This is a genomic window from Aurantibacter crassamenti (assembly GCF_016811105.1).
GTDB classification, from domain to species: domain Bacteria; phylum Bacteroidota; class Bacteroidia; order Flavobacteriales; family Flavobacteriaceae; genus Aurantibacter_A; species Aurantibacter_A crassamenti.
On the sequence record NZ_JAFBGM010000002.1, the window covers coordinates 232,093 to 253,613 of the forward strand.

Consider the following 21,521-nt stretch of genomic DNA (forward strand, 5'->3'; position numbering starts at 1 on the left):
TTTGAATGATATTTTAATTATAATCTTCAAAATAAATTGAAACGTTATCTTAATTTTGTGATTTATTTACTTTACACATTTATAATAGCTTGCTAGAAAAAAGACGACAATTACCTCAAGAACAATCTACAGATTCAGCTAATTTCATTTTTTGTTTAGAAGGGGTTGATGAAATAGAAACCGACAAGGTTACCGAAGCTCAAGAAAATTTGGAGCAATTGGCCTTGAAATATGGTATAACAAGTATCCATAAAACATGCGACACCATTGAAGTTTTAGAAGATAGCTTAAATGCTCTGGTATTAGATGATCATAATTTTAAAGACTATGAAATCATCTATTTGGTAATGGCTGGTGAGGCCAATAGTATTTGTTTAAATGGCTATTACTACAGTTTACAAGAAATTGCAGAGCTGTTTGAAGGACGATTAAAAGGAAAGATTTTACATTTCTCCAATGCAAAAATTCTAGATTTAGATGAAGAGGAAGCTCAATATTTTTTAGATATCACCAATGCCAAAGCTATTTCTGGCTATGGTAATGCGTATAATGGAATAAGCAGCACTAATCTAGATAAAGTATTCTTCAACTTATTTAAAGAAGATGATGATATGTTTGAGGTGGTTGAAGAACTACACCAAAAACATTACAATGTCTGTAAGTTGCTCGATTTTAGGTTGTATTATTAGAGGTTGATAAGCACAAAATAAAATCCTCCTTCCAAATTTTTTTTCTAAACCATTCTTCTCAAAAGGTAATAGAACACTTATTAACTGACCGACGAGCTTGTCCGCCGAAGCTTTTTTTGCGAAGGAGGATAGGAGGGAGGGCAATGTGTGGAATGGTATTTAAACTAAAATGCCTTGAACCAAAAGTATGTATCATCAAGTATTGTGAAAATTAGTAATCAGCCAATCAATTTCTTGTATGACTTAAAAAGAAATCAAGAATCATTTCACTAGCGTTGATCTCACTACTAACTACTCCTACAAGATCTGGGGGAAGGTATTGAGCACCTCCGGGCCAAGTGTGACCTCCTCCAATAACTTTGATTAAAACAACATCAGCCTTATCAGCACAGGTATTATATCTTGTTATTTCCACACTAGTTCCGTCGTTAGGCAATTGGTCTATTATAGCTTCTGTTTCTGCCAGTGTTGCACATTGATTGAAATCTAAGAACTTAGCGATAGATTCATCTGTTGATAACACTTCTCCTCTACATTGATTACTCAATGGTACATCGATACAACCCCCATCATAGGGTACCAAAGGATCGTCTACCCCATTTACCAGCATCAAAGAGACTGGGAAATCAGGAACTTTTGACTCAACCGCCTTTGATACTTGAGCAGTGACAGGGGCAATGGCCGCTATTTTATCTGAAAGATCCAGGGCAAGACGAAATGACATCAGCCCTCCGTTTGATATTCCTGTAGCATAAACCCTGTTAGAATCCACACCGTAGTCTTCAATCATCCTATCAATAACGGCGGATATAAACCCTACATCATCATACATACTATCGCCGCCGAAGTGTTCAGTGCGGCCGTCATTCCATCGCTTATCAATGCCATTGGGTGTAACTAACACCATTCCTCTTGCTTCTGCCGCCGCGGTTAAACTACCTTCCGAAACGTCTTTTTCAAAACGGCTACCAGTACCACCGCCACCATGTAGTGCTAACACCAGAGGAGAAGCATTTGTTTTATTGAAATTATTGGGTAAATACATATGATAGGTACGTTCCACGCCATCATGCTGAATAGTTTTTGCATTGAATTCCCCTAGATTATCTGTAAGGGCATCGTCATCTTTTGAACAACTGCTCATCACAAATAGGAAAAGTGGGAGCATCAAGAAAACCAAATTCCATTTCGTTTCGGTGCAAGGTCTACGAAAATTATTCTCAATGTCTTTCACGCTATTTATTATTTGGTTTTAAAGAAATTCCAGACTTCGTTAGCCATTTCAATATCTCCGTTCTGCTCCTTAACAACTGCCTTAAAGAGATTGCCATATCTTTCAGATATACTGGGTTCGGTATGCCCGCCGCCAATTACCTCATAAAGAACTACTTCCGTATTATTTGCTCCGTTTGTATATAGGTGCTTTTTTACAGAGCTATTATCAGAGGTATCCGTATTCGCCAAATCAGTTACCGTCGGGTTTGAATCGGTCTGATTTCTATTTACCCAATAAGCAATGGTTTCTTGGGCCGAAAATACTTCTCCGCGATTACTGCTCATTTCTCCACCTTCATAAGGATTAATCGGGTCTTCAGTACCGTTCATAAACAACGCTGAAATCGGTAAAGCCGAGCTAGTACATTGTGAATTAACTGGATTTGAGGCAACAATAGCTGCAAAAGCGCTTAACTTTTCAGGCATTTCTTGAGCCAATCGCATAGCCATGTGCCCACCATTAGAAGTGCCAACAGCAAAAACACTTGTTGCATTAGCATCATGTTCAGACACAATAAAGTCTATAAGCTGGTCGATAAAAAGAACATCATACGCATCAGGATTCCCTTCAGAATCGCTTCGGCAATCATTCCATCCACGATGGCCACTTGAACCATAAGTTCCGTTAGGTGCAATGAGAATTATATTTTCTTGTGCTGCGATTTCCTCCCAGATTTTATAAGGAGCCTTTGCATTTGAAAAGCCGAGTAGTTCATCATTACTGCTTCGATTGCCATGAAACAAAATCACCATTGGAGCATTTGAAGTATTCTGCGGAAGGTATATGTGGTAGTTTCTGCTTGTACCTGAAATATCAATAGTATTATTTTTATGCCAGCCTTGTACACCAGGCAAAAGGTTTATGTCCTCTTTTTTAGAACAACTTAGCATTAGTACAATCATGGCCAAGTAAAATAGTAAGTTTTTCATAACAATGATTTTCATCTTTAAAACGATTTATAGCTTAAATTATTCTTTCAGACAAATTTCATGACATTTTACATATTTAAAAACAAATAATGACGAACACACGTCGTTTAATGATGAAAATCCCTTAAAATTGTATCAACTAAAAAGAAATGTTTACATTCAAATGCAATTCATAACTACTTAACTACTAGCAGTTGAAGGGGAATACCTTAATTTTGAATAGATTTCTACACGAATCCCATGTCCGTATTAGACCGCTTAATGACTAACAAAATCGCACAGAACCTATTGGCATGGTTTTTTGTTTTTCTGCTATTGACGGTCACCGTACAACCAGTTAATAAAGTAGTGACCGCTATTTTTGCTATCTGTTTATTGACTCCTGCAGTTTATATAAACAATCTGTTTATTTTACCTTTTTTAAAAGAAAAATTAATAGTTTTTATGGGTCTTTTCGCCGCCAATGCTGTTGTATTCACCCTTATTTCAGCACTAATCACAAGTGCTATTTCCGATAAAGTTTTTGATTCAAAGATGTTCTTCAATTACTTCGGCATTATGCTACTCGGTCTTGTTTTAGGAGCTGCTTTAAAATTAGCAAGAGATAGTTTTACACGAAGACAAGAAGTTCATCAAAAAGCCACAGAATTATCAGACAATAGGGGGGAAGTCGTAACATCTATTTTCGTAAAAAGCGATAAGAAGATTATTAAAATCGATTTTGATAAAATTCAATATATCGAAGCACATGGCAATTATATCAAAATCTTTACAGAAGAAATGATTCTGACGCCACAAACGCTATCAAATTTTTTAGAAATGCTGCCCCCAGATTTTATACAAATACATAAATCTTTTGTGATCAACTTCAACAAATTAAAATTGATTGAAGGCAATCAAATTGTACTTCAGAGTGATGCTAAACTACCTATTGGTAAATCGTATAAAAAGGCCATTTTAGAAAAGATATAGAGCAAAACATGTTACCCAATAACATAAACATATATTTCCGAAGTGATACTAACTACTAATTGTGTTGCTTTTTCCTCAAATAACTTATAACTTATCGCTATTTGTTTAAGTAACTTATCGTTATTTGATATAACCTCAGATTATGATACATTTTTGTATCATAATGTCTTGCGTGGCGCCTGTCCGCCATTTTCGGCGGATAACTTTGCTTTGACGGCATAAAAATGGAAGGTCTAGTAGACCTTTTATTTTTTGAGCGGGTTGGCGCGCTGGCATATTTGGCACTTCACTTTCTTTTTGCCAATGCCCCATCTCGCCTAAATTTTAAAGATTCTCAATCTTTAAAATTAAAACGTCTTCTAAAAACTTCCTTCTCAAAAGGTAATGCAACACTTATGAACTGACCGACGAGCTTGTCCGCCGAAGCTTTTTCGCGAAGGAGGATAGGAGGAAGGCAATGTGTGTGGAATGGTATTTTACTGCTAAACAATTTTTAGATTTTTGCTCCGTTTTAATATATCAATCTTTTGCTATTGAAGTATTTAATAAACTGGTTTAAATAAAATCAGATAAATAATACAAACCCTAAATCTATTTCAATGAATTTAAGAATTTTTATCAGTTTACTTCTGGTATTTACTGTTTTAAGCTGCACAAAGGAATCGGCGGAGAATACTCCAATAATTAATAAAATTAATGAAGAAAATGAACCTGAGGTTGGTTCAGAAGATTTTAGCATTGAAAACCAACTTATTGAAATAAAAGATGCCAAATCCCTTATTGTTCTTGGTGATAAGAATAATGAATCATCTAAATCTGGCAAAACAGAAAGCATTTCTTTGCAAAACAACTTATTTAAAGTAGATTCAAACGGGCAAATGGAGAATCTGTCTCTCTTTAATTTAGGCTCAGATGACACTGAATATCAAGAAAGAATAATTGTAAAAAACATCCATCATCTTAGTGACGTGTATATGGTCCTAGAAGGCTCTTTTACTATATCATCTGATAATGAAATTATTATAGAATACAACAAAATCCTTGTCAGGAAATCTGACGGTGCATTGTTTTCATTCGATATATTTCCAAATCATGTAGATGTAGGACATAATGGAGAAAATCCTTTTCAAACCGATGCAAAAGGAAATATTTATTATTTAAGTGGGTATATGGTATATAAGATTGATTCGACGAATCCTGAAAGAATAACCATTGAAGAATATTTAAGTGAAGGGCAAATCGCTGATTACTTTTCAGTAGATTCAAAAGGGAATTGTATATATACGGAAGAACGCAATAACACTACTAAAATTAGAAAGGAAAATGGAGGTATTATAAATGTAGAAAGCTTGACCGATAAAAGAGTTCACAATTATTGGCAAGGTAGAGATGGGAATATACATCTGCTAACTAATCATGGTGGGTGGACAAGTCTAGACTCTACAACTGGAATTAGCCGTCTTAGTTCAAATGATGACAGTTTGGAATTAATTCTTTTATGGGAAGGGAATACTGAAGAGACGGTTGCCATAGAACTAATTCCAGGCTCATATCAATACATTTCAGATAAGGACAAAGATGCAGTTTATTTTTTCGGTTATGGTAACGAATCTTGGAGATTTAATGAATCTAGTAAAACAGTAGAAATTATTGAAGTGCCTGATTCCTCTTATCCAGTATTGTCATCATTCAACAAATGGTCCATAAAATCCTATTCAAATGAATATGTTTATTTAGCAAAAGATACTGATTTATATGAAATCAATTTAGAAGATTTGAGTTACAAAACTTTACTTAATGAAGGGTATGAAATGTATAATATTTTACTTTTAGATAATGGTCACGTTCAGATATCTGCACTACGGTATGATGATGGGGTAAAAATATTAGGAGAAATGGACTTAAATGATAATTTGATAATACTAAATGAAAATGAAAACAAAGAAGCTGTTGTGTTAACGCGATTGAACTAATCATGAACAATTGTACTGATTATGTATTGGAAATCGGCCTAAGAGAATTTTGGCTAAAACAATAGGGGAGAGGAGCGTTAAGAATTTTAGGGGGCTGGTTACAATAATTGTTAACTGCCAGATTGGTTCTTTTACCTTAAAGGTGGCCTTAAGGGTTACAATGGATCCTAAAATTTAGTAACCGACCCGTACATTGTTTCCAAAATTATCTGTTAGCCTTGATTTTTTTGTTTCTTTTTTTATCAAGAAAAAAAGATAAAACATTACGATTACTGATTACAATGTTGAAAGTCTATTTTACATAATAATATAAGCGCCTAAAAGAAAAGTTTCAAACAAGACGAGAGGTTAGCAAGGGCTAAAAAATTATTATTTTGCCAGCGCGCCAACTGGCTCATATTTTAAATCGCAAATTTCAAAAAAATTTAAAAGGCTAGCTTTTAAATTCGTGACAAATAAGATTAGCCAGTGGCTGATTTTATTTTTCGGCAAGACGATGTGGCGGAATTAAAACAACTTATGATGATAACAACCGCAAATTAGCTTTGACATAATATCTGCCGATATAAAACACATACGTATTGATATATCGGCAGATATTATATCAAATAGCGCGAAAATGCTCTATTCGCTGAATTTGCTATAACTGTACTATAATGTTCCGCGTTATGTAACTTGAGCTTTGGTTACGGCATAATAATAAAGATTGAGAATCTTTATTATTTGAGCGAGATGGTGCGCAGGCAAAGTTGTTACCATCTTCATTGATTTTTTTCTTTCTAAAACTTTCTTCTCAAAAGATAATGGAATACTCTTTGCCCAAGCGACGATAGGAGTGAAGAGGCAATGTGTATGGAATGGGATTATTCTTTCTAGTTCACAATCGATTACGGAATTTTGTAAATGGTTACTTGTTAAAAACAATTATATTTGAGTTTCGTTTTTTTTGGTTATTACTTCCACTAATAATAACACTTATCAATTTGATAAGATTTTAATTAAAACCTTAACTAAGGAATGCCAAACAGAAATCATTTAAGAATTATTGCAGCTAGACAGCTTTCGGAAACTGGAATAGTTAAATTTAATTACGGTGCCCCAGAGGCAAAATCTGAAAACCGTCCCGAACCAAACTATTTTTATATGGCAAAAGGTTTTCGGGATAACTTAGAATCGTACCGTGAGGATTTAGAATTAAAAATTGCCTCAAAAGATGAAACTATAGATGTACCTTATGATATAGATTATGTTGAAGTAGACTTCATGGGTCAGTTTCATCTTGAGAAATACTATAGTATTTGGTATAATACTTTTGGACTTGAAGGGGTGAGCTTTACTAAATATAATCGAACTGCTTTATTTTCAATTTCTGACCGTGAAAAGTTTCAAGTATTTATTAATAGCGTTGAAGGTTTAATCAATAGAGGTTTAGAAAATGATGAAACCGCTTCTTTTAATAAAAATATACGCTTTGTAAAAAATTTCAAATTGCTAACGCTTTCCGACGTTTTAAAAGTGAACGCAGAGAGTCTAGGTAACGTGGTTGTTCTTAAAACAATAGAATTACCCGCCAATCAGGAAGTGGAAAACTCAATAATTGAAGCACTTGAATTTTATCTTACTGACCATATTTTGGACTATAATATTGATAGAGAAAATAATCGCCTGGAAATATATGATGCAACTCTTGAAGAATTAACTGCTATTGCCCAAAATTTCGATATCATTGAGAGTATTACTTCTTCACTTTCTGGAGTGATTAGCCCTGGGCAATACAACGTGCCGAATAGGGATTTTGGCTTTGAAGTCTCAAATACTGATGAAGAATTACCATTAATAGGTATTTTGGATACTGGTATTAGCATGCAAACCCCTTTGGCTAGTATTACTGTTCAAGATGATACCTTTAACCTAGGAGGAAATCCACTAATAGATGAATATGGAAATCATGGTCATGGTACAATGGTAGGAGCTCTTGCGGCGCTTGGAAGAAGAAATCATCTTAATAATTTTCAAGGAGAAGTGAATGCAGACGCCAAGCTGTTATCTATAAAATTGCTTGGGAATTCTAATGGTTACTTATCCGAAAAGAAGGTTCTCGAGATGCTATATGATGCAAAAACGAAATATCCGCATCTAAGTATTTTTGTGTTAACCATTTGCTATAACACACATAAGAGTACCAATGAAATGTTTTCAAACTACACGTATGAGTTAGATAAGTTCGCTCATAAGACCGATAGTCTGATATTTATAAGTACAGGTAATAATGATTATGCTTTAAATGAAAATATAAACTACGATTTAGAATATTTCACTAATGAACATACCAATTTAAACACGCCGGCAGACTCAATGAATAATGTTACTGTTGGTGCAGCTGCTGACGGACTCTATAGCGGTGTTTTTAATGGTATTTCTTCAGGAAAAGAATTTCCAACTATCTACTCGCGAAAAGATCATGTTGACCTAGCTGCTATAAATTCCGTGAAAAAACGTAACAAAAACCTATTTAAACCGGACGTTTTAGAAAGTGGTGGTGATTATGGTTTTTATAATCCTACAACCATTGATTTTATGGATAATGCTGCAATGACAGTTTTATCTTCAAATCCGGCTATGGGTTATACCAAAGAAGTAGGTACTAGTCTTGCCGCACCTTTAGTTGCAAATCTTGCAGCTCAACTTAAAATTGCATACCCTGACTTAAAATCACAAACTTTAAAAGCATTAATAGTTAATGGAGCAACATTAAAAAGCATAGTGTATCCTGACGCCCATAAAACGTTGTTAAACAGAACTTCTGGCTATGGACTTATAGATGCCGACCAAACCATTTTTTCTAATGAGAATAATGCGACAATGGTTCTGGAAGATAGTATTAAGAGTGAAGAGCAAAAGATTTACCCAATTAACTTTCCAGATTATCTTGTATCAACACCTCTGGGTAAAAATAATGGTATATTAAAAGTAACTGCAACCTTGTGTTTTAGTTTTTTACCATTACAACATAACCAACTAACATATTGTCCAATCCATATGGCATTTAGTGTTTATAGAAATCATACTTCTGAAGAGATTAATAGAGTGCAAAAAGAACTTAATTCAAAATTACGCAGTAATCTTACCTGGTCACAATCGGCTAGAGATAAAGCTACTCCAGCACCATATAGTAATGTTCAAAAACTAACATTTAATGTTGATGTATCACTCTTACGTAATGAAGAAAGGACTTTTAAATTAGCTGTTCAGGCAAGACTTTCCAATCAAATAATGGCGTCTCAAGTAGAAAATTACCCTAAAGAGTTTAATTTTTCTCTTGTTCTTAAAATTGAAGAAACTTTAAAAGTAAATACTGGTCGCCTTTATGATGAATTACGTGCCATAAATAGTGTAGAAGTCATAAATGTTGCTGAAGCTGAGGCAGATTTAGAGGGTGAAGTTTAAGCACTTACTTTAAGCGACTTCTTTTCTGCAATAACAAGGGCTTTCCAGATTTTAACGTCTATTTTGGTAATAGACTTGACGTCTTTTTTATTCTGTTTGAATAGGCTACGCTTTAAAGAAGTTAATAACGTTTTTTGAATACTATAATATGATAAGCCCACACATTGCTTCATTATTTTAGCTGCTTCGCTTTTGTTACTAAACGAAAAACCGCTCTTATTCAATGTCAATTCAACAAGGTTTTTAATTTGCTTTGCGTTTGGCAATGAAAAACCTATAATACTATCAAATCTTCTTGTTAATGCCGTATCAAGCATTTCTTTTTGATTTGTTGCTGCAATTACGATGCTACTTTGTGGTAGATAATCAAACAATTGGAGTATCGTATTAACCACACGTTTCATCTCGCCATGGTCTTGACTATAATCCCTAACCTTTCCTAAACTATCAAACTCATCAATAAAAATGATACAGTCTTCAAGTGCAGCTTTCTTAAAAATCTTGGATAGATTTTTACTTGTTTCCCCTAGTTTAGAAGAAACAATAGCGCCTAGATTCACAACAACCATCATCTTTTTTAATTCCCCTGCAATCACATATGAAGCAAGTGTTTTACCACAACCTGAAGGACCATGTAATAATAGTTTGTTAGAAACAGGAAGTTTAAATTGTTGCAGCAATTCAATTTTATCGTGTTCTTCAATGAAGTGTTTCAATTCTCCCATAACATCATCATCTGCAACTATGTTTTCTAAAGAATAATCCGATGTGATTTTTTCAAGAATTAAATCTTGAATATCACGGTCGTCAATACGTTGATGATATGAATCTGAGCCAACTTTAGTTAGATTATTTGCGCTTTGCTGGCGCATAGATTCTTTAAGAATAGATTGCAATTGAATTGCAAAATTTACTTTTTTTGTCTTCTTAGAATGTTCAACGAGTGCATTAAGTACAGACATAAGTTGCTCCTGGTCATTTTCCAGACCATATTTAGCTATATCTTTTATGTAATCAAATTGACTCAAAATATTCTATTTTTATTGTGTAAAAATAACGAACAAAGCCGAGATTTTAGTATTTTATCTTTGAAGATAGGTATTTTATAGAAATTTTAGTGATTTTAAATACTATAGTTTTCTTAACATAACTAAGTTTAAATCTTACAAATCTACTTTTCTTAAATTTTCATATTACTACCCTGATGATGTTCTGGCAAAATGGCCTAAGAGAATTTTAGCTAAACAATAGGGGAGAGGAGCGTTAAAAATTTTAGGGGGCTGGTTATAATAATAGTTGGCTGCCATATGGTTTCTTTTACCTTAAAGCAGTCTTAAGAGTTACAATAGATTCTAATATTTAGCGACCAACCCGTACATTGTTTCCAAAATTATCTACGTGACAAAAGAAATTAGCCAGTGGCTGATTTTATTTGGCGGCGAGACGATGTAGCTGCCATTTAAAAAGATATGTTGATACTGGTCGCAAATTAGCTTTGACGTACGCAAGAAAAATGAATTACCCATTGGGTGATTTATTTTTCGGCAAGACGATGTGACGGAATTAAAACAACTTATGATGATACCAACCGCAAATTAGCTTTGACATAATATCTGCCGATATAAAACACATACGTGTTGTTATATCTGATATTATATCAAATAGCGCGAAAATGCGCTATTCGCTGAATTTGCTATAATTGTACTATAATGTTCCGCGTTATGTAACTTGAGCTTTGATTAAAAACGAAAGTATCTACAAATTTTCATTGATTTTTTTCTTTCTTTAAACTTTCTTCTCGAAGGTAATGGAACACTAATTAACTGACCGACGATAGGAGGGAAAGCAATGTGTGTGGAATGATTTTAACCTCAATTAATTAATAGAGGCCCTAAATTCTTTAGGCGAATGCCCTACCTTTTGTTTGAATAGACGACTAAAATGCTGTGGATATTTAAAACCCAATTCATATGCTATTTCACTTACTGATTTGTTAGGGTCAAAGATTTTTTCTTTTGCCACATCAATAAGTTTTATCTGTATATATTCTTGGGCAGATATTCCAGTTTCCTTTTTGACCAAATCTCCAAAGTAGTTTGACGACAGATGTAATTGGTCTGCGAAATAACCAACAGAAGGTAAGCCGTTAGTTTTTGGTTTATCCGAAGAAAAATAGCTACTTAGAAGGTTGTCGAACTTTTCTAAGGTTCCTTTGTTCACTACTTCTCGTGTAATGAATTGACGATCATAAAATCGAAGGCAGTAATCTAAAAACAACTCAATATTGGTTACGATCAGTTTTTTACTGTATTTATCTATCGGTAGTTCCAATTCAAACTGAATTTTTTCCAACAAACTTAAAATCACTTTTCGTTCTTTAGCCGATAAATGCAAAGCTTCATTACTAGAATAGGCAAAGAAATTAAACTCCTGAATCTTTTTAGCCAGATTAGTGCCCAATAGCAGGTCTGGGTGAAACAGTAATGCATAGCCTTTTGGTACATAATCGGGGGCGAACCCACCAAATTCAATGGTTTGGTTAGGCGCCATAAAGACCAATGTACCCTCATCATAATCATAAGCATTCCCGCCATACATCAATTTACACCCTACGGCATCTTTTAGGTAGATGGCATAGCAACTATAATGAAATCCATCGTAAGACTTATTAGTGTAACTGATTTGGTTCACTTTGTCAAAATCTACTATACCCACCAACGGATGTAGCACTTCACAATTTCGCAGTTTAAAGTAATCTGCAATGGTTTTAATCTCTAAAATATTCTTCACGACCAATTGTATTTAAAATAAAGATAACCTATTGACTATCATGTAATGAAACCCTGATCTTAAAATCTGTAATTATGGTATAAACATCCGTTATTTGGGTATTACCCTGCCTATTTTCTTATCCTAATTTTGTTTCAGAAGAAATTAACCCTTTATGAATAAAGTAGTTACGTTTGTAGTATCGCTTTTATTAACAAACATGTACGCTCAAGAAAGTACTTCTGAAAATCACCCTAAATTTTTAGATGATTTTAAAGGTACAGCGAGTATTACCCATAATGGAGTTTCGCTGGTACCTTCCTTTTCTTTAGGTGACCCTGCTTTGTTGTTCGATTTAAAGTTTACCAAGGGAAAGCTAAGTTTTGAACCCGATATGCGCTTTTCACTAGAAGGCAAACCTTGGACTATGTTGTTTTGGTTTCGCTATATGGCAATTGAAAAAGAAAAATTCTCGCTTAGAGTAGGCGCACATCCCGGACTCAATTTTAGAACGGTAAATGTAATTCGCAATGGGCAGAATGAGGAACTGTTAGAATCAAGAAGATATATTGGCGCAGAAGTAGTACCCAATTATAAAATAACAGAGCGGTTTAGCTTAGGTATATATTATTTATACGGGCGTGGTCTAGATGAAGGTGTAAAGGAGACCAATTTCTTGGTAGCAAATGCTTCCTTTACACAAATACCCCTTTCAAAAACTGTATTTATCAATTTTACGCCACAAGTTTACTATCTTACTTCAGATAAATTAACCGGCTATTATACTTCTGCATTTTTGACCTTGGCGAAAAGAAATTGTCCCTTTTCATTAACAGGGGTGGTAAACAAAGGAATCAGCACACAAATCTTGCCTGATGATGATTTTACATGGAGCGTGTTGTTAAATTATAGCTTTCCATCTAATAAAAGAAGTATCCACAAGCAAACTAAAGTTTAATACTAATTAATAAACAATAATAAAATGAATACAAAAATTAAGATTTTAGCCATCTTCATTACCATTTTAGGAAGTTTCAATGCATTAGCACAATCCACAATAGAGGAAGAAATCAAGTCACTTTCAGCATTGAAATGGCAATGGATGGCTGATAAGGATGTTGATAATTTGGAACAGCTATTTCATGAAAAATCCAAATTTGTACATATGAGTGGTTCTTGGAAAAAAGAAAGGGAACTGGAAATTATTAAGACCGGTAGCATTTGGTATAAAAATGCTGAAGTACATGACGTTGCCGTTGAAACATTTGGTGACAATACCGCTGTTCTTTGGAACCGAATTACGCTTACGGCACATGTAAGAGGAAATGATGTTGAAAATGAATTTACGGTTACGGAATTTTATAAAAAGGAAGGAGAGAATTGGAAATTACTAGACCTAACATTTAGCAGTGTTCGAGATACCCATAAAATTGAACACTAAAAAATTAACAATGATAAATAAGCAACTGATTTTAGGTATTCTGATTTCATTTATGTGTATGCACATGGCAATAGCCCAATCGGAAATTGAACAGCAAATTAAGGAATTGTCTACTTTAAAATGGCAGTGGATGGCTGATAAAAATGCTGATAGTCTTGCCGTACTTTTTCATGATAAAGCAAAATTTGTACATATGGGCGGTACCTGGGGTAAAGACCGTGAAGTTGATATTATTAGAGGTGGATTCATTCATTACAAAAAGGCAAAAATTCATGAAGTAATGGTAGAAGTATTGAACGAAAGCACTGCTATCCTTTGGAATGAAATTACATTAGTGGCAGTAGTAGGCCAGAATGAAGTTACTAATCCTTTTATGGTCACGGAAGTATATATCAAGCAAAATGATAATTGGAAATTAGCAGATTTAACCTTTAGCAAACTACTCGTGCGCGAATAAAAACACTATTAATTATTATGGTAAAAACCGCTTTGATATATGTTTACTCGATAGGGATTATCTTGGTTTTTATTAAAGAAATAAATTTAAATACGAACTCCAAAACTAGATTTAGAAAGTTGATTAGCTCAAAATGAGAGTTTTAACATTGTAGATTTATGATATAATCTTGATTTTCTATATACACAACTAAATAAATCATTAACTTGATATAAACCTAAAATTAGATATCACTATGGCGACATTTTCAATACATATAAATGGAAGTACCAAAAACATAGATGTTGATCCATCTACTCCCATGTTATGGGTGCTTCGTGATCACTTTAATTTGGTAGGCACAAAATTTGGATGTGGCATTGCACAATGTGGCGCATGCACCGTACATCTTGGCGAGAATGCTGTACGCTCTTGCCAATTGCCCATATCAGCCGTGGGCGAACAGCACATTACTACTATAGAAGGACTTTCAGAAAACGGAAATCACCCCGTACAACAGGCGTGGCTGGAAGTTGATGTATACCAATGTGGTTATTGCCAAGCCGGACAAATAATGACCGCTTCGGCGCTATTAAAGAAGAATCCCAATCCTACAGAAGAGGAAATAGAAGGTGCCATGAACGGTAATATTTGCCGCTGTGGTACATATACGAGAATTAAAAAAGCCGTTAAAAAAGCGGCAGAGATTAACCAAAACACCTAATAGCCATGACGCATATAAAGACAAAACAGGGAAGACGCGCATTTATAAAGAATAGTAGCCTTGCCGGTGGCGGACTGGTTCTGGGATTCAGTTGGTTCAATTCATGTAAACCAAAGGTAGCAGAGGCGCTGGCCGTAGAAATAGAAATGCCGAAAGAGTGGTATGAAATCAATGGCTATCTAAAAATTGGCGATAATGGAGTGGTTACCATAATGTCGCCCAATCCTGAAATAGGGCAAAATGTAAGAACATCCATGCCCATGATCGTGGCAGACGAATTGGAAGTAGATTGGAAAAATGTGGTCGTTGAACAGGCCGCCCTTAATACAAATCTTTATAGTTGGCAGGTTGCCGGAGGTAGTAGGTCTATCAGTAGTTCTTGGCAAAATTTACGAATGGCAGGGGCAACAGCCCGTCATATGCTCAAAGAGGCCGCCGCAGAGACCTGGCAGGTTCCGGTCGGTGAAGTTACAGCGGTCGCCGGGATTCTTTCACATGAAGCTACGGGTAAATCCGCAGGTTATGGTGAAATGGCTTCCGCAGCGTCTAAGCTAGAGGTACCCGAAGAAATAGAATTAAAAGAAATTAAGGATTTCTCCATAATCGGTACTTCCCGTAAAAATGTCGATGGTAAAAAACTTGTTACCGGAAAGCCCCTTTTCGGCATTGATGTGCAACGTGAAGGTATGTTGATCGCATCGGTGGTACACCCGCCGGCATTTGGTATGAAATTAAAATCTTATGATGCAGAAGCTATCAAACAAATGCCTGGAATTCGCGATGTATTTACCATCAAACTATATGATGACGATTTCAAAAAAATGGCGTTCCATTTTACCGCATTTAATGAGTTGATTGTAGTAGTGGGCGATAGTACCTGGCAAGTATTTCAAGCTAAAAAGGCATTGAACGTAGAGTGGGAAAACAATCCTGAAATTACCGATACCATGACTATGTTCGGTAACGACATGAAGGTCACCTTCCCGGCCGGTATGGAAAATTCTGAGGACCATACTGCCAAATTAAAGGATATTACGAGTAGTAAAATCAAGGTGGCCCGTAAAGATGGAAATCCCGAGGCTGCTTTTAAAAATGCTGCTAAAATCATAGAGCGTAGCTATAGCTGCCCTTTCTTGGCACATAACACCATGGAGCCCATGAATTTCTTTGCCCATGTTACGGATGACCATGCAGAATTGTTGGGGCCCACCCAAACTCCCGAATGGATGGAACCCGCCGTTTCTGAAGTCCTTGGTATTCCATTGGAAAATATCGATATTCAAATGACACGCCAAGGTGGTGGATTCGGACGTAGGTTGTATGGTCATTTTATGGTAGAGGTTGCAGCCATATCCCAGCGTATGAAAGCTCCCGTAAAACTGGTATATACTCGTGAAGATGATATGACACAGGGTATTTACCGCCCGGCATATTATGCCACATATAGAGCAGCTTTTGATACGGATAAAAATTTAACCGCTTTTCATGTAAGGGCAGGGGGCATCCCCGAAAGTCCACTTTTTGCCAACCGTTTTCCTGCGGGAGCGATCGATAATTATTTAGCAGAAGATTTTACGGTAGATTCAAATATTACCACTGGAGCATTCCGTGCTCCACGATCAAACTTTATTGCCGGAGCGGAGCAGTCCTTCTTAGATGAAATAGCGGAAGAAATGGGTAAGGACCCTATAGATTTCAGGTTGGAACTTCTGAAACGTGCAGACGAAAATCCCGTGGGCAAAAAGGAATCTAATGATTATGATGCTAGCCGCTATGCCGGGGTATTGGAATTGGTACGTGAAAAATCGAATTGGAAACAGGCTGAACCTGGTGTTCACAGAGGTGTCTCTGCCTATTTCTGTCATCAAAGTTATGTGGCTCAAGTATTGGATATAGTCATGGATAATGATACCCCGGTAGTAAAAAAAGTTACAGCAGCCATCGATTGTGGCATTGTCGTAAACCCAGATGCCGCTTCCAATTTATCTGAAGGTGGAGTTATTGACGGCATTGGGCACGCCATGTATAGTGGCCTAACATTTAAAGATGGTATGCCCCAACAAAGCAATTTTGATCGCTATCGTTTAATTAGACATAAAGAAGCACCTAAAATGATCGAAACTCATTTTGTACAAAGCGAAATTGATCCTACCGGTATGGGTGAACCGCCTTTTCCTCCAATTATGGGCGCCCTTGCCAATGCGTTATATAAAGCAACAGGTCAACGCCACTACCAGCAGCCATTTATAAAGGAAAAGCAAATTATAGGCTAAACATAATTTGCATTAATATTTACTTAATAAGTATGAAAACAAGATTTTTGTTTTTTTTGCTAATAATTTTTGTTAATCTCTTAGGAGCACAACATATAAACACTCCTGATCATTCTTTAACTTTGCAGCAAGAAGGCATTATCAAAATTGCAAGTTATACTGCTCAAGGTGATTTAGAGGACTTAAAAATTGCCCTTCATGATGGGCTGGATAATAAGCTCACCGTTAACCAAATTAAAGAGCTGTTGGTACATGTGTACGCTTATGCGGGTTTTCCAAGAAGTATTCGAGGTTTACAAACTTTTTTACAGGTGCTTGATGACCGTAAAGAAGAGGGTGTTATTGATGAAAGGGGAGCAGAGGTAACCCCCATTTCAGATTCACGCGTAAAATATGAACGAGGAAAGGAAATTTTAGAAACCTTGGTAGGTAGGTCTTTAGACGGACCAAAGCCTGCATATCAAGAATTCTCACCAGAGATGGACCGATTCTTAAAAGAACATTTATTTGCCGATATTTTTGGGCGCGATGTGCTTAGCCATAAACAGCGCGAACTTGTAACCATATCGGTAATTGCAAGTTTGGGAACCTTAGAGCCCATGTTAAAAAGCCATTTAAATCTTTCGTTAAACGTTGGTTGGCAGCAAGAACAATTGCATCAGTTCACCAAAGTACTAGAAGGAACTACGACGACCGAGAACGCAAAAGCAGCAAAAATTGTACTTAAAGAAGTACTTGATAATCGAAAATAATAATATTGAAGAGATGAAAATTAACACCCTATATAGTACATTTTTGATTTTAGCCCTGTTGATTGGTTGCAATGAAGCAAAAGAAATTCATAAGGATGCTGCCTTGTTTTCGAAAGGTGAAAAAATCACCAATGAAAATTTTGCGGGCACCGCGTGGCTAAACATGTTGGCCAGCCCAGATAGTTTAAATACCATGTACGCGGGTTTGGTTACATTTGAACCTGGCGCACGTACTAACTGGCATTCGCATCCTGCGGGACAAATTCTCATTGTTACCAAAGGTGAAGGCTATTATCAAGAAGAAGGAAAAAGTAAACGTGTGCTTCGCCAAGGCGAAACCATAAAATGCCTGCCCAACATAAAACATTGGCATGGGGCTAGCCAAAATTCCGAATTTGCTCATATAGCAATTTCAAGTCGCGATAAAGGACCCGCGCAGTGGTTTAAACCGGTTTTAGACGAAGAATATAATGCTAAATCTGAATAATTTTCTATTCAAACGTAGTTTCTTAAAATGTTGGTTTTTGAAGTAAACGTTAGGGCCTAAGAGAATTTTGGCAAAACAATAGGCGAGGGGCGTGGCAATTGTGAAGACCCTGCGGGTCTTTGATAATTGACGGCGAGAAGATGCCGCTGGTATTAATCTAAGAGGTCAATTAAATCAAGTAACTTAATAGAGTAGGGGTTCTGGGACTGAGCCGTACAAAGATAGAATTCAATAATTTGGTCGCACACTGCGACTTTGATTGCGACAACTACATCTAATTTTAACAGTCTCACCGTTATTACTAAAACCTCTTTTAGTTTCCCCTTGTTTAATAGTAATTATTTCGGATACAGCTATTACCTTTCCATTCTTTGAATATTCCCACCGGAAACAGCCTGCTCTTGTTGCTCTTACTATCTTATTGGTCTTGAAACGTGACTTTACTTCTAGAAAACCACATTTTATTGAAATGTCATTTTCAATCAGTTCACAATCGCTTTCTAAGATTTCATTAAATCCAAAACTATAAATGGTAGTTGTAAATAACAATAATAGAAGAACTTTGAAAGTGCTTTTCATAATATGCTGTTTTATACAATAGAATCTTTTCCAATTAGGACAAATAGCATACCAGAAACTTCGAAAACAAATATTAAGTCGACGCCAGCACATCATCTGGCCCAAAATTTCAGAGATACTTAATCTCTAAAATTTATGCCGTATTTTACATAATATTATAAGTACCTAAAGAAAAGCTTCAAACAAGACGTGAGGTTAGCAAGGGCTAAGAATTTTGCTCGCAGAGAAAATTTTAGCTGTTGCGACAATCTGACGAGAATGCTGTAGAAAAAAATCTTGCACACATTTCCTTGAATACTCAAATTTTGAATGAATCTAAAAGGCTAGCTTTTAAATGGCGTTGGCAAGCGGCTGGAAATTGTGTTTAAATTTAAAATGCGTTTTTCAGCATTTTATAATTTAAAAAGCAATCGAGCGATTGGCAGCGGCTATTTTACATAACGACAAATTATGGTACAAATGAAAATATGCGTCGCAGACACCGCTTAAAAAAGTTGATGACCCTGTTGTAAGTTTTAATTGATTCTCAAAGGGTTAAGGGATATTTTACATAATATAGAATTATAGCTTACAAACGAGAATTCCCCTATAAACTACAAACTAACCTTTTTGTACTATAATTTATATTATGTAAAATAGGATTTTTAACAACTAAGAAATGACTATTGTCTTGCTGCCTTAATATACTCCTCTATTTCTGTATGAAGCATATTAAAATTAGAAAATTGTTGCTTTACATTTTCCATATAATCTACAAGTACAATTCCATTTACAGACAATGTTGCTAACAAGGCTTCTGTATTATTCGCTAAGGTCTTTAATTCAGTTTTTAATGTAGCCATCTTTTCAAAAAGAAATGAAGTTTTTGGTGCACATTGGTACGAATTCAACTTCATTTGTAATTGATCGACAGCCTTTCTTTTTCGCTGTAATTCAATAATTAAATGAGATTTCTCAGTTTGCTTTAAGTTAGACGTCATAGCTAAGGTATTTAGGGTGTATGTTATTGTTAACGAGTAACAAAGGTGAACATTGTATTTAATTTCATCATCATAAAAACAAACAATTAATCTTTAATTAACTGTTTTATAATAGTAAACAAAAAAGCTACTTCTCCTACAATAAATTAAGAAGCAACCGACAGACTATATCTATAAGAAATTTGATGATTATACTATTAAATTATATGTTATAAGCTCCTCTCCTAGCTATGTAATTAACTTATAAACTTGATGCCTCTTATTCTTTAATAGCTACTATTTGCCCATCATATTGAATCGCGAATCGCTGTGAGCTAGTAATCGCTATTGTTCCCTTTAGGTTTGGAAACAAGGTTAATAGAATTTGGAAGTGTTCTGAGTTTTCACTTATTTGAAAACGTATATCATAGCGTTGTTTTGCATCATCCTTTTCGATAATAAGGTCTTCAAAGGTTCCTTTAAATTTTATACCACTATCTGAATTGTAGCCTCCATTCATTTGGCGCTCACCAAAATATGGCAAGTCCGCCGATACAGAATCACCTTCCATCTTAAAATAACTTCCATCACCCATAACATTAATTTGGCTACCCGTATTTCCAGGCGGCAGCATTCCGCTATTTAGTACAGCATTAAGGCTAGTAGTTGTCAAAGGTCTTACACGCTCTACTTCTATTTTAAATTGCCGAGCGGTCACCATTTCATCAAGGGTTCTAGAATTTTCAGATGGATTAACAATTCTATTGGAAGTACCACAACTCATCAGCAGTGCGAAAACAAAACTAACGAGCATAATTTTCATATTTGTTTTCATAGTGTTCTTTTTTAAATGATATCACACAAATTAGGCCAAAATTAGTGAACTAGCAATGAGATTTGATGGCATTAAACAAGCCGAGTCATTGATTCTCAGATGCTTTCTAAAAGTTTATGTTTTCTTTATGTGGATATTTTTTGAAATTAACCCTTTGCGGTGTAACTTTAAATAAAACAATACCTCCATGAATATAATTTTCGAATATCACAATGTTACAGCAAGTGCACGTCTTGAAGAATTTACGACAAAGCACATTAACAAACTATTTGACAAGTATGACTTTATAGTCCGTGCCGATGTATTTTTCAAAACGGAAAATGTATCTGAGGAAAACAAGGGTAAAATATGTAATATTCGCTTGAGCGCCCCTGGTCCAAGGTTGTTTTCTGAATCAAGTACAGGATCATTTGAAGCTTCCGCTAAAGAATCTATTGGTGAACTTGAACGACAACTTAGTAAAAGAAAAGATAAACTACGGTCACACTAAAAGCCCGTAAACGAAACTTTTAAGAAAGCATTCTACTTACTTTGATCTTCAATATCAGCATCGTCTTCAAATTCAATTTCAGCAAATTGCTTATTTACGCGATCTGAAAACGGATTTTTATTTAAATCACGAAAAAGACGTTCGCGTCTGCGGTCTGATATGTTTAAGGTATCTAGAATGCTTTTTCTATGAGCAACAATTTCACGGCGTTCAATCTTCAAACGCTTGCGCTCTTCAACCGGAAGTACGTAGTCTGGTTCAAATTTTTCCATAACCGTATACTTTTTAACGTTCACTTCTTTCTCGTTTGCAGTAGCTTGTTGTGCTTGTACACCAGTTATAGAAATAATAAAAAGTAATACGATTAGCCCCTTAAATTGTGTCATGTTCAAAAAGTTATGTGATGTCAGACATCCGTTTAAATTTACGAATAAATCACATAGCATTGTGCCTTAGGCACTTGTAGTAGGTGAAGAACTTTGGGGTTTGT

20 protein-coding genes are annotated in these 21,521 nt (G+C 35.4%); 12 read left to right on the plus strand and 8 right to left on the minus strand.

The window, feature by feature from the left end:
• The first annotated feature begins 89 nt into the window (after positions 1-89).
• A complete protein-coding gene (locus tag JQC67_RS13595) occupies positions 90-689 on the plus strand; it encodes a DUF6642 family protein (RefSeq protein WP_203253469.1) in 600 nt (199 codons plus the stop codon).
• A 226-nt stretch (positions 690-915) separates the two neighbouring features.
• Here JQC67_RS13595 and JQC67_RS13600 read toward each other — a convergent pair whose 3' ends face one another.
• Together JQC67_RS13600 and JQC67_RS13605 are read right to left on the minus strand one after the other, a co-directional pair.
• Entirely contained in the window at positions 916-1,857 is a 942-nt protein-coding gene (locus JQC67_RS13600; protein ID WP_203253470.1) for an alpha/beta hydrolase family esterase, read from the minus strand.
• A gap of 74 nt (positions 1,858-1,931) precedes the next feature.
• Positions 1,932-2,894 (minus strand): alpha/beta hydrolase family esterase, encoded by a 963-nt coding sequence (locus tag JQC67_RS13605; protein WP_203253471.1) that lies wholly within the window; start codon positions 2,892-2,894, stop codon positions 1,932-1,934.
• Positions 2,895-3,155: 261 nt separating this feature from the next.
• On the opposite strand from JQC67_RS13605, the gene JQC67_RS13610 reads away from it, so the two are divergent.
• The 3 genes from JQC67_RS13610 (at position 3,156) to JQC67_RS13620 (ending at position 9,286) form a co-directional block, all read left to right on the plus strand.
• Entirely contained in the window at positions 3,156-3,866 is a 711-nt protein-coding gene (locus JQC67_RS13610; protein WP_238934779.1) for a LytR/AlgR family response regulator transcription factor, read from the plus strand.
• 599 nt (positions 3,867-4,465) lie between these two features.
• A complete protein-coding gene (locus tag JQC67_RS13615) occupies positions 4,466-5,839 on the plus strand; it encodes a hypothetical protein (RefSeq protein WP_203253472.1) in 1,374 nt (457 codons plus the stop codon).
• Between the two features lie 1,017 nt (positions 5,840-6,856).
• Positions 6,857-9,286 carry a S8 family serine peptidase gene (locus JQC67_RS13620; protein WP_203253473.1) on the plus strand — a complete coding sequence of 810 codons (2,430 nt, stop codon included), beginning with the start codon at positions 6,857-6,859 and terminating at the stop codon, positions 9,284-9,286.
• Here JQC67_RS13620 and JQC67_RS13625 read toward each other — a convergent pair.
• A complete protein-coding gene (locus tag JQC67_RS13625; protein ID WP_203253474.1) occupies positions 9,283-10,314 on the minus strand; it encodes an AAA family ATPase in 1,032 nt (343 codons plus the stop codon). The genes JQC67_RS13620 and JQC67_RS13625 overlap by 4 nt on opposite strands.
• 847 nt (positions 10,315-11,161) lie before the next feature.
• Positions 11,162-12,076 (minus strand): helix-turn-helix domain-containing protein, encoded by a 915-nt coding sequence (locus JQC67_RS13630; RefSeq protein WP_203253475.1) that lies wholly within the window; start codon positions 12,074-12,076, stop codon positions 11,162-11,164.
• A gap of 154 nt (positions 12,077-12,230) precedes the next feature.
• On the opposite strand from JQC67_RS13630, the gene JQC67_RS13635 reads away from it, so the two are divergent.
• From JQC67_RS13635 to JQC67_RS13665, 7 genes are all read left to right on the plus strand, one after another.
• On the plus strand, positions 12,231-13,013 hold the full coding sequence (locus JQC67_RS13635; protein ID WP_203253476.1) for a hypothetical protein: 783 nt from the start codon (positions 12,231-12,233) through the stop codon (positions 13,011-13,013).
• 24 nt (positions 13,014-13,037) lie between these two features.
• Positions 13,038-13,496, plus strand: coding sequence for a nuclear transport factor 2 family protein (locus tag JQC67_RS13640; protein ID WP_203253477.1), 459 nt, complete (start codon positions 13,038-13,040; stop codon positions 13,494-13,496).
• Positions 13,497-13,506: 10 nt separating this feature from the next.
• The gene (locus JQC67_RS13645) at positions 13,507-13,953 is read left to right on the plus strand and encodes a nuclear transport factor 2 family protein (protein WP_238934783.1); all 447 of its coding nucleotides are present in this window, start codon (positions 13,507-13,509) and stop codon (positions 13,951-13,953) included.
• A 235-nt stretch (positions 13,954-14,188) separates the two neighbouring features.
• Entirely contained in the window at positions 14,189-14,656 is a 468-nt protein-coding gene (locus tag JQC67_RS13650) for a (2Fe-2S)-binding protein (protein ID WP_203253478.1), read from the plus strand.
• 5 nt (positions 14,657-14,661) lie between these two features.
• On the plus strand, positions 14,662-16,929 hold the full coding sequence (locus JQC67_RS13655; protein WP_203253479.1) for a xanthine dehydrogenase family protein molybdopterin-binding subunit: 2,268 nt from the start codon (positions 14,662-14,664) through the stop codon (positions 16,927-16,929).
• A 32-nt stretch (positions 16,930-16,961) separates the two neighbouring features.
• Positions 16,962-17,681: a carboxymuconolactone decarboxylase family protein gene (locus JQC67_RS13660; RefSeq protein ID WP_203253480.1), complete on the plus strand. Its 720-nt coding sequence runs from the start codon at positions 16,962-16,964 to the stop codon at positions 17,679-17,681.
• A 13-nt stretch (positions 17,682-17,694) separates the two neighbouring features.
• Positions 17,695-18,168 carry a cupin domain-containing protein gene (locus JQC67_RS13665; protein WP_203253481.1) on the plus strand — a complete coding sequence of 158 codons (474 nt, stop codon included), beginning with the start codon at positions 17,695-17,697 and terminating at the stop codon, positions 18,166-18,168.
• A gap of 228 nt (positions 18,169-18,396) precedes the next feature.
• Here the strand turns inward: JQC67_RS13665 and JQC67_RS13670 are convergent, their stop codons facing one another.
• From JQC67_RS13670 to JQC67_RS13680, 3 genes are all read right to left on the minus strand, one after another.
• Positions 18,397-18,747, minus strand: a complete 351-nt coding sequence (locus tag JQC67_RS13670) for a hypothetical protein (RefSeq protein WP_203253482.1) — start codon at positions 18,745-18,747, stop codon at positions 18,397-18,399.
• Positions 18,748-19,409: 662 nt separating this feature from the next.
• Positions 19,410-19,727: a hypothetical protein gene (locus tag JQC67_RS13675; protein ID WP_203253483.1), complete on the minus strand. Its 318-nt coding sequence runs from the start codon at positions 19,725-19,727 to the stop codon at positions 19,410-19,412.
• Between the two features lie 259 nt (positions 19,728-19,986).
• Positions 19,987-20,541 (minus strand): DUF4251 domain-containing protein, encoded by a 555-nt coding sequence (locus tag JQC67_RS13680; RefSeq protein WP_203253484.1) that lies wholly within the window; start codon positions 20,539-20,541, stop codon positions 19,987-19,989.
• Between the two features lie 187 nt (positions 20,542-20,728).
• On the opposite strand from JQC67_RS13680, the gene JQC67_RS13685 reads away from it, so the two are divergent.
• Entirely contained in the window at positions 20,729-21,031 is a 303-nt protein-coding gene (locus tag JQC67_RS13685) for an HPF/RaiA family ribosome-associated protein (RefSeq protein WP_203253485.1), read from the plus strand.
• A gap of 32 nt (positions 21,032-21,063) precedes the next feature.
• Here the strand turns inward: JQC67_RS13685 and JQC67_RS13690 are convergent, their stop codons facing one another.
• On the minus strand, positions 21,064-21,417 hold the full coding sequence (locus tag JQC67_RS13690; RefSeq protein WP_203253486.1) for a hypothetical protein: 354 nt from the start codon (positions 21,415-21,417) through the stop codon (positions 21,064-21,066).
• Positions 21,418-21,521: the final 104 nt, after the last annotated feature.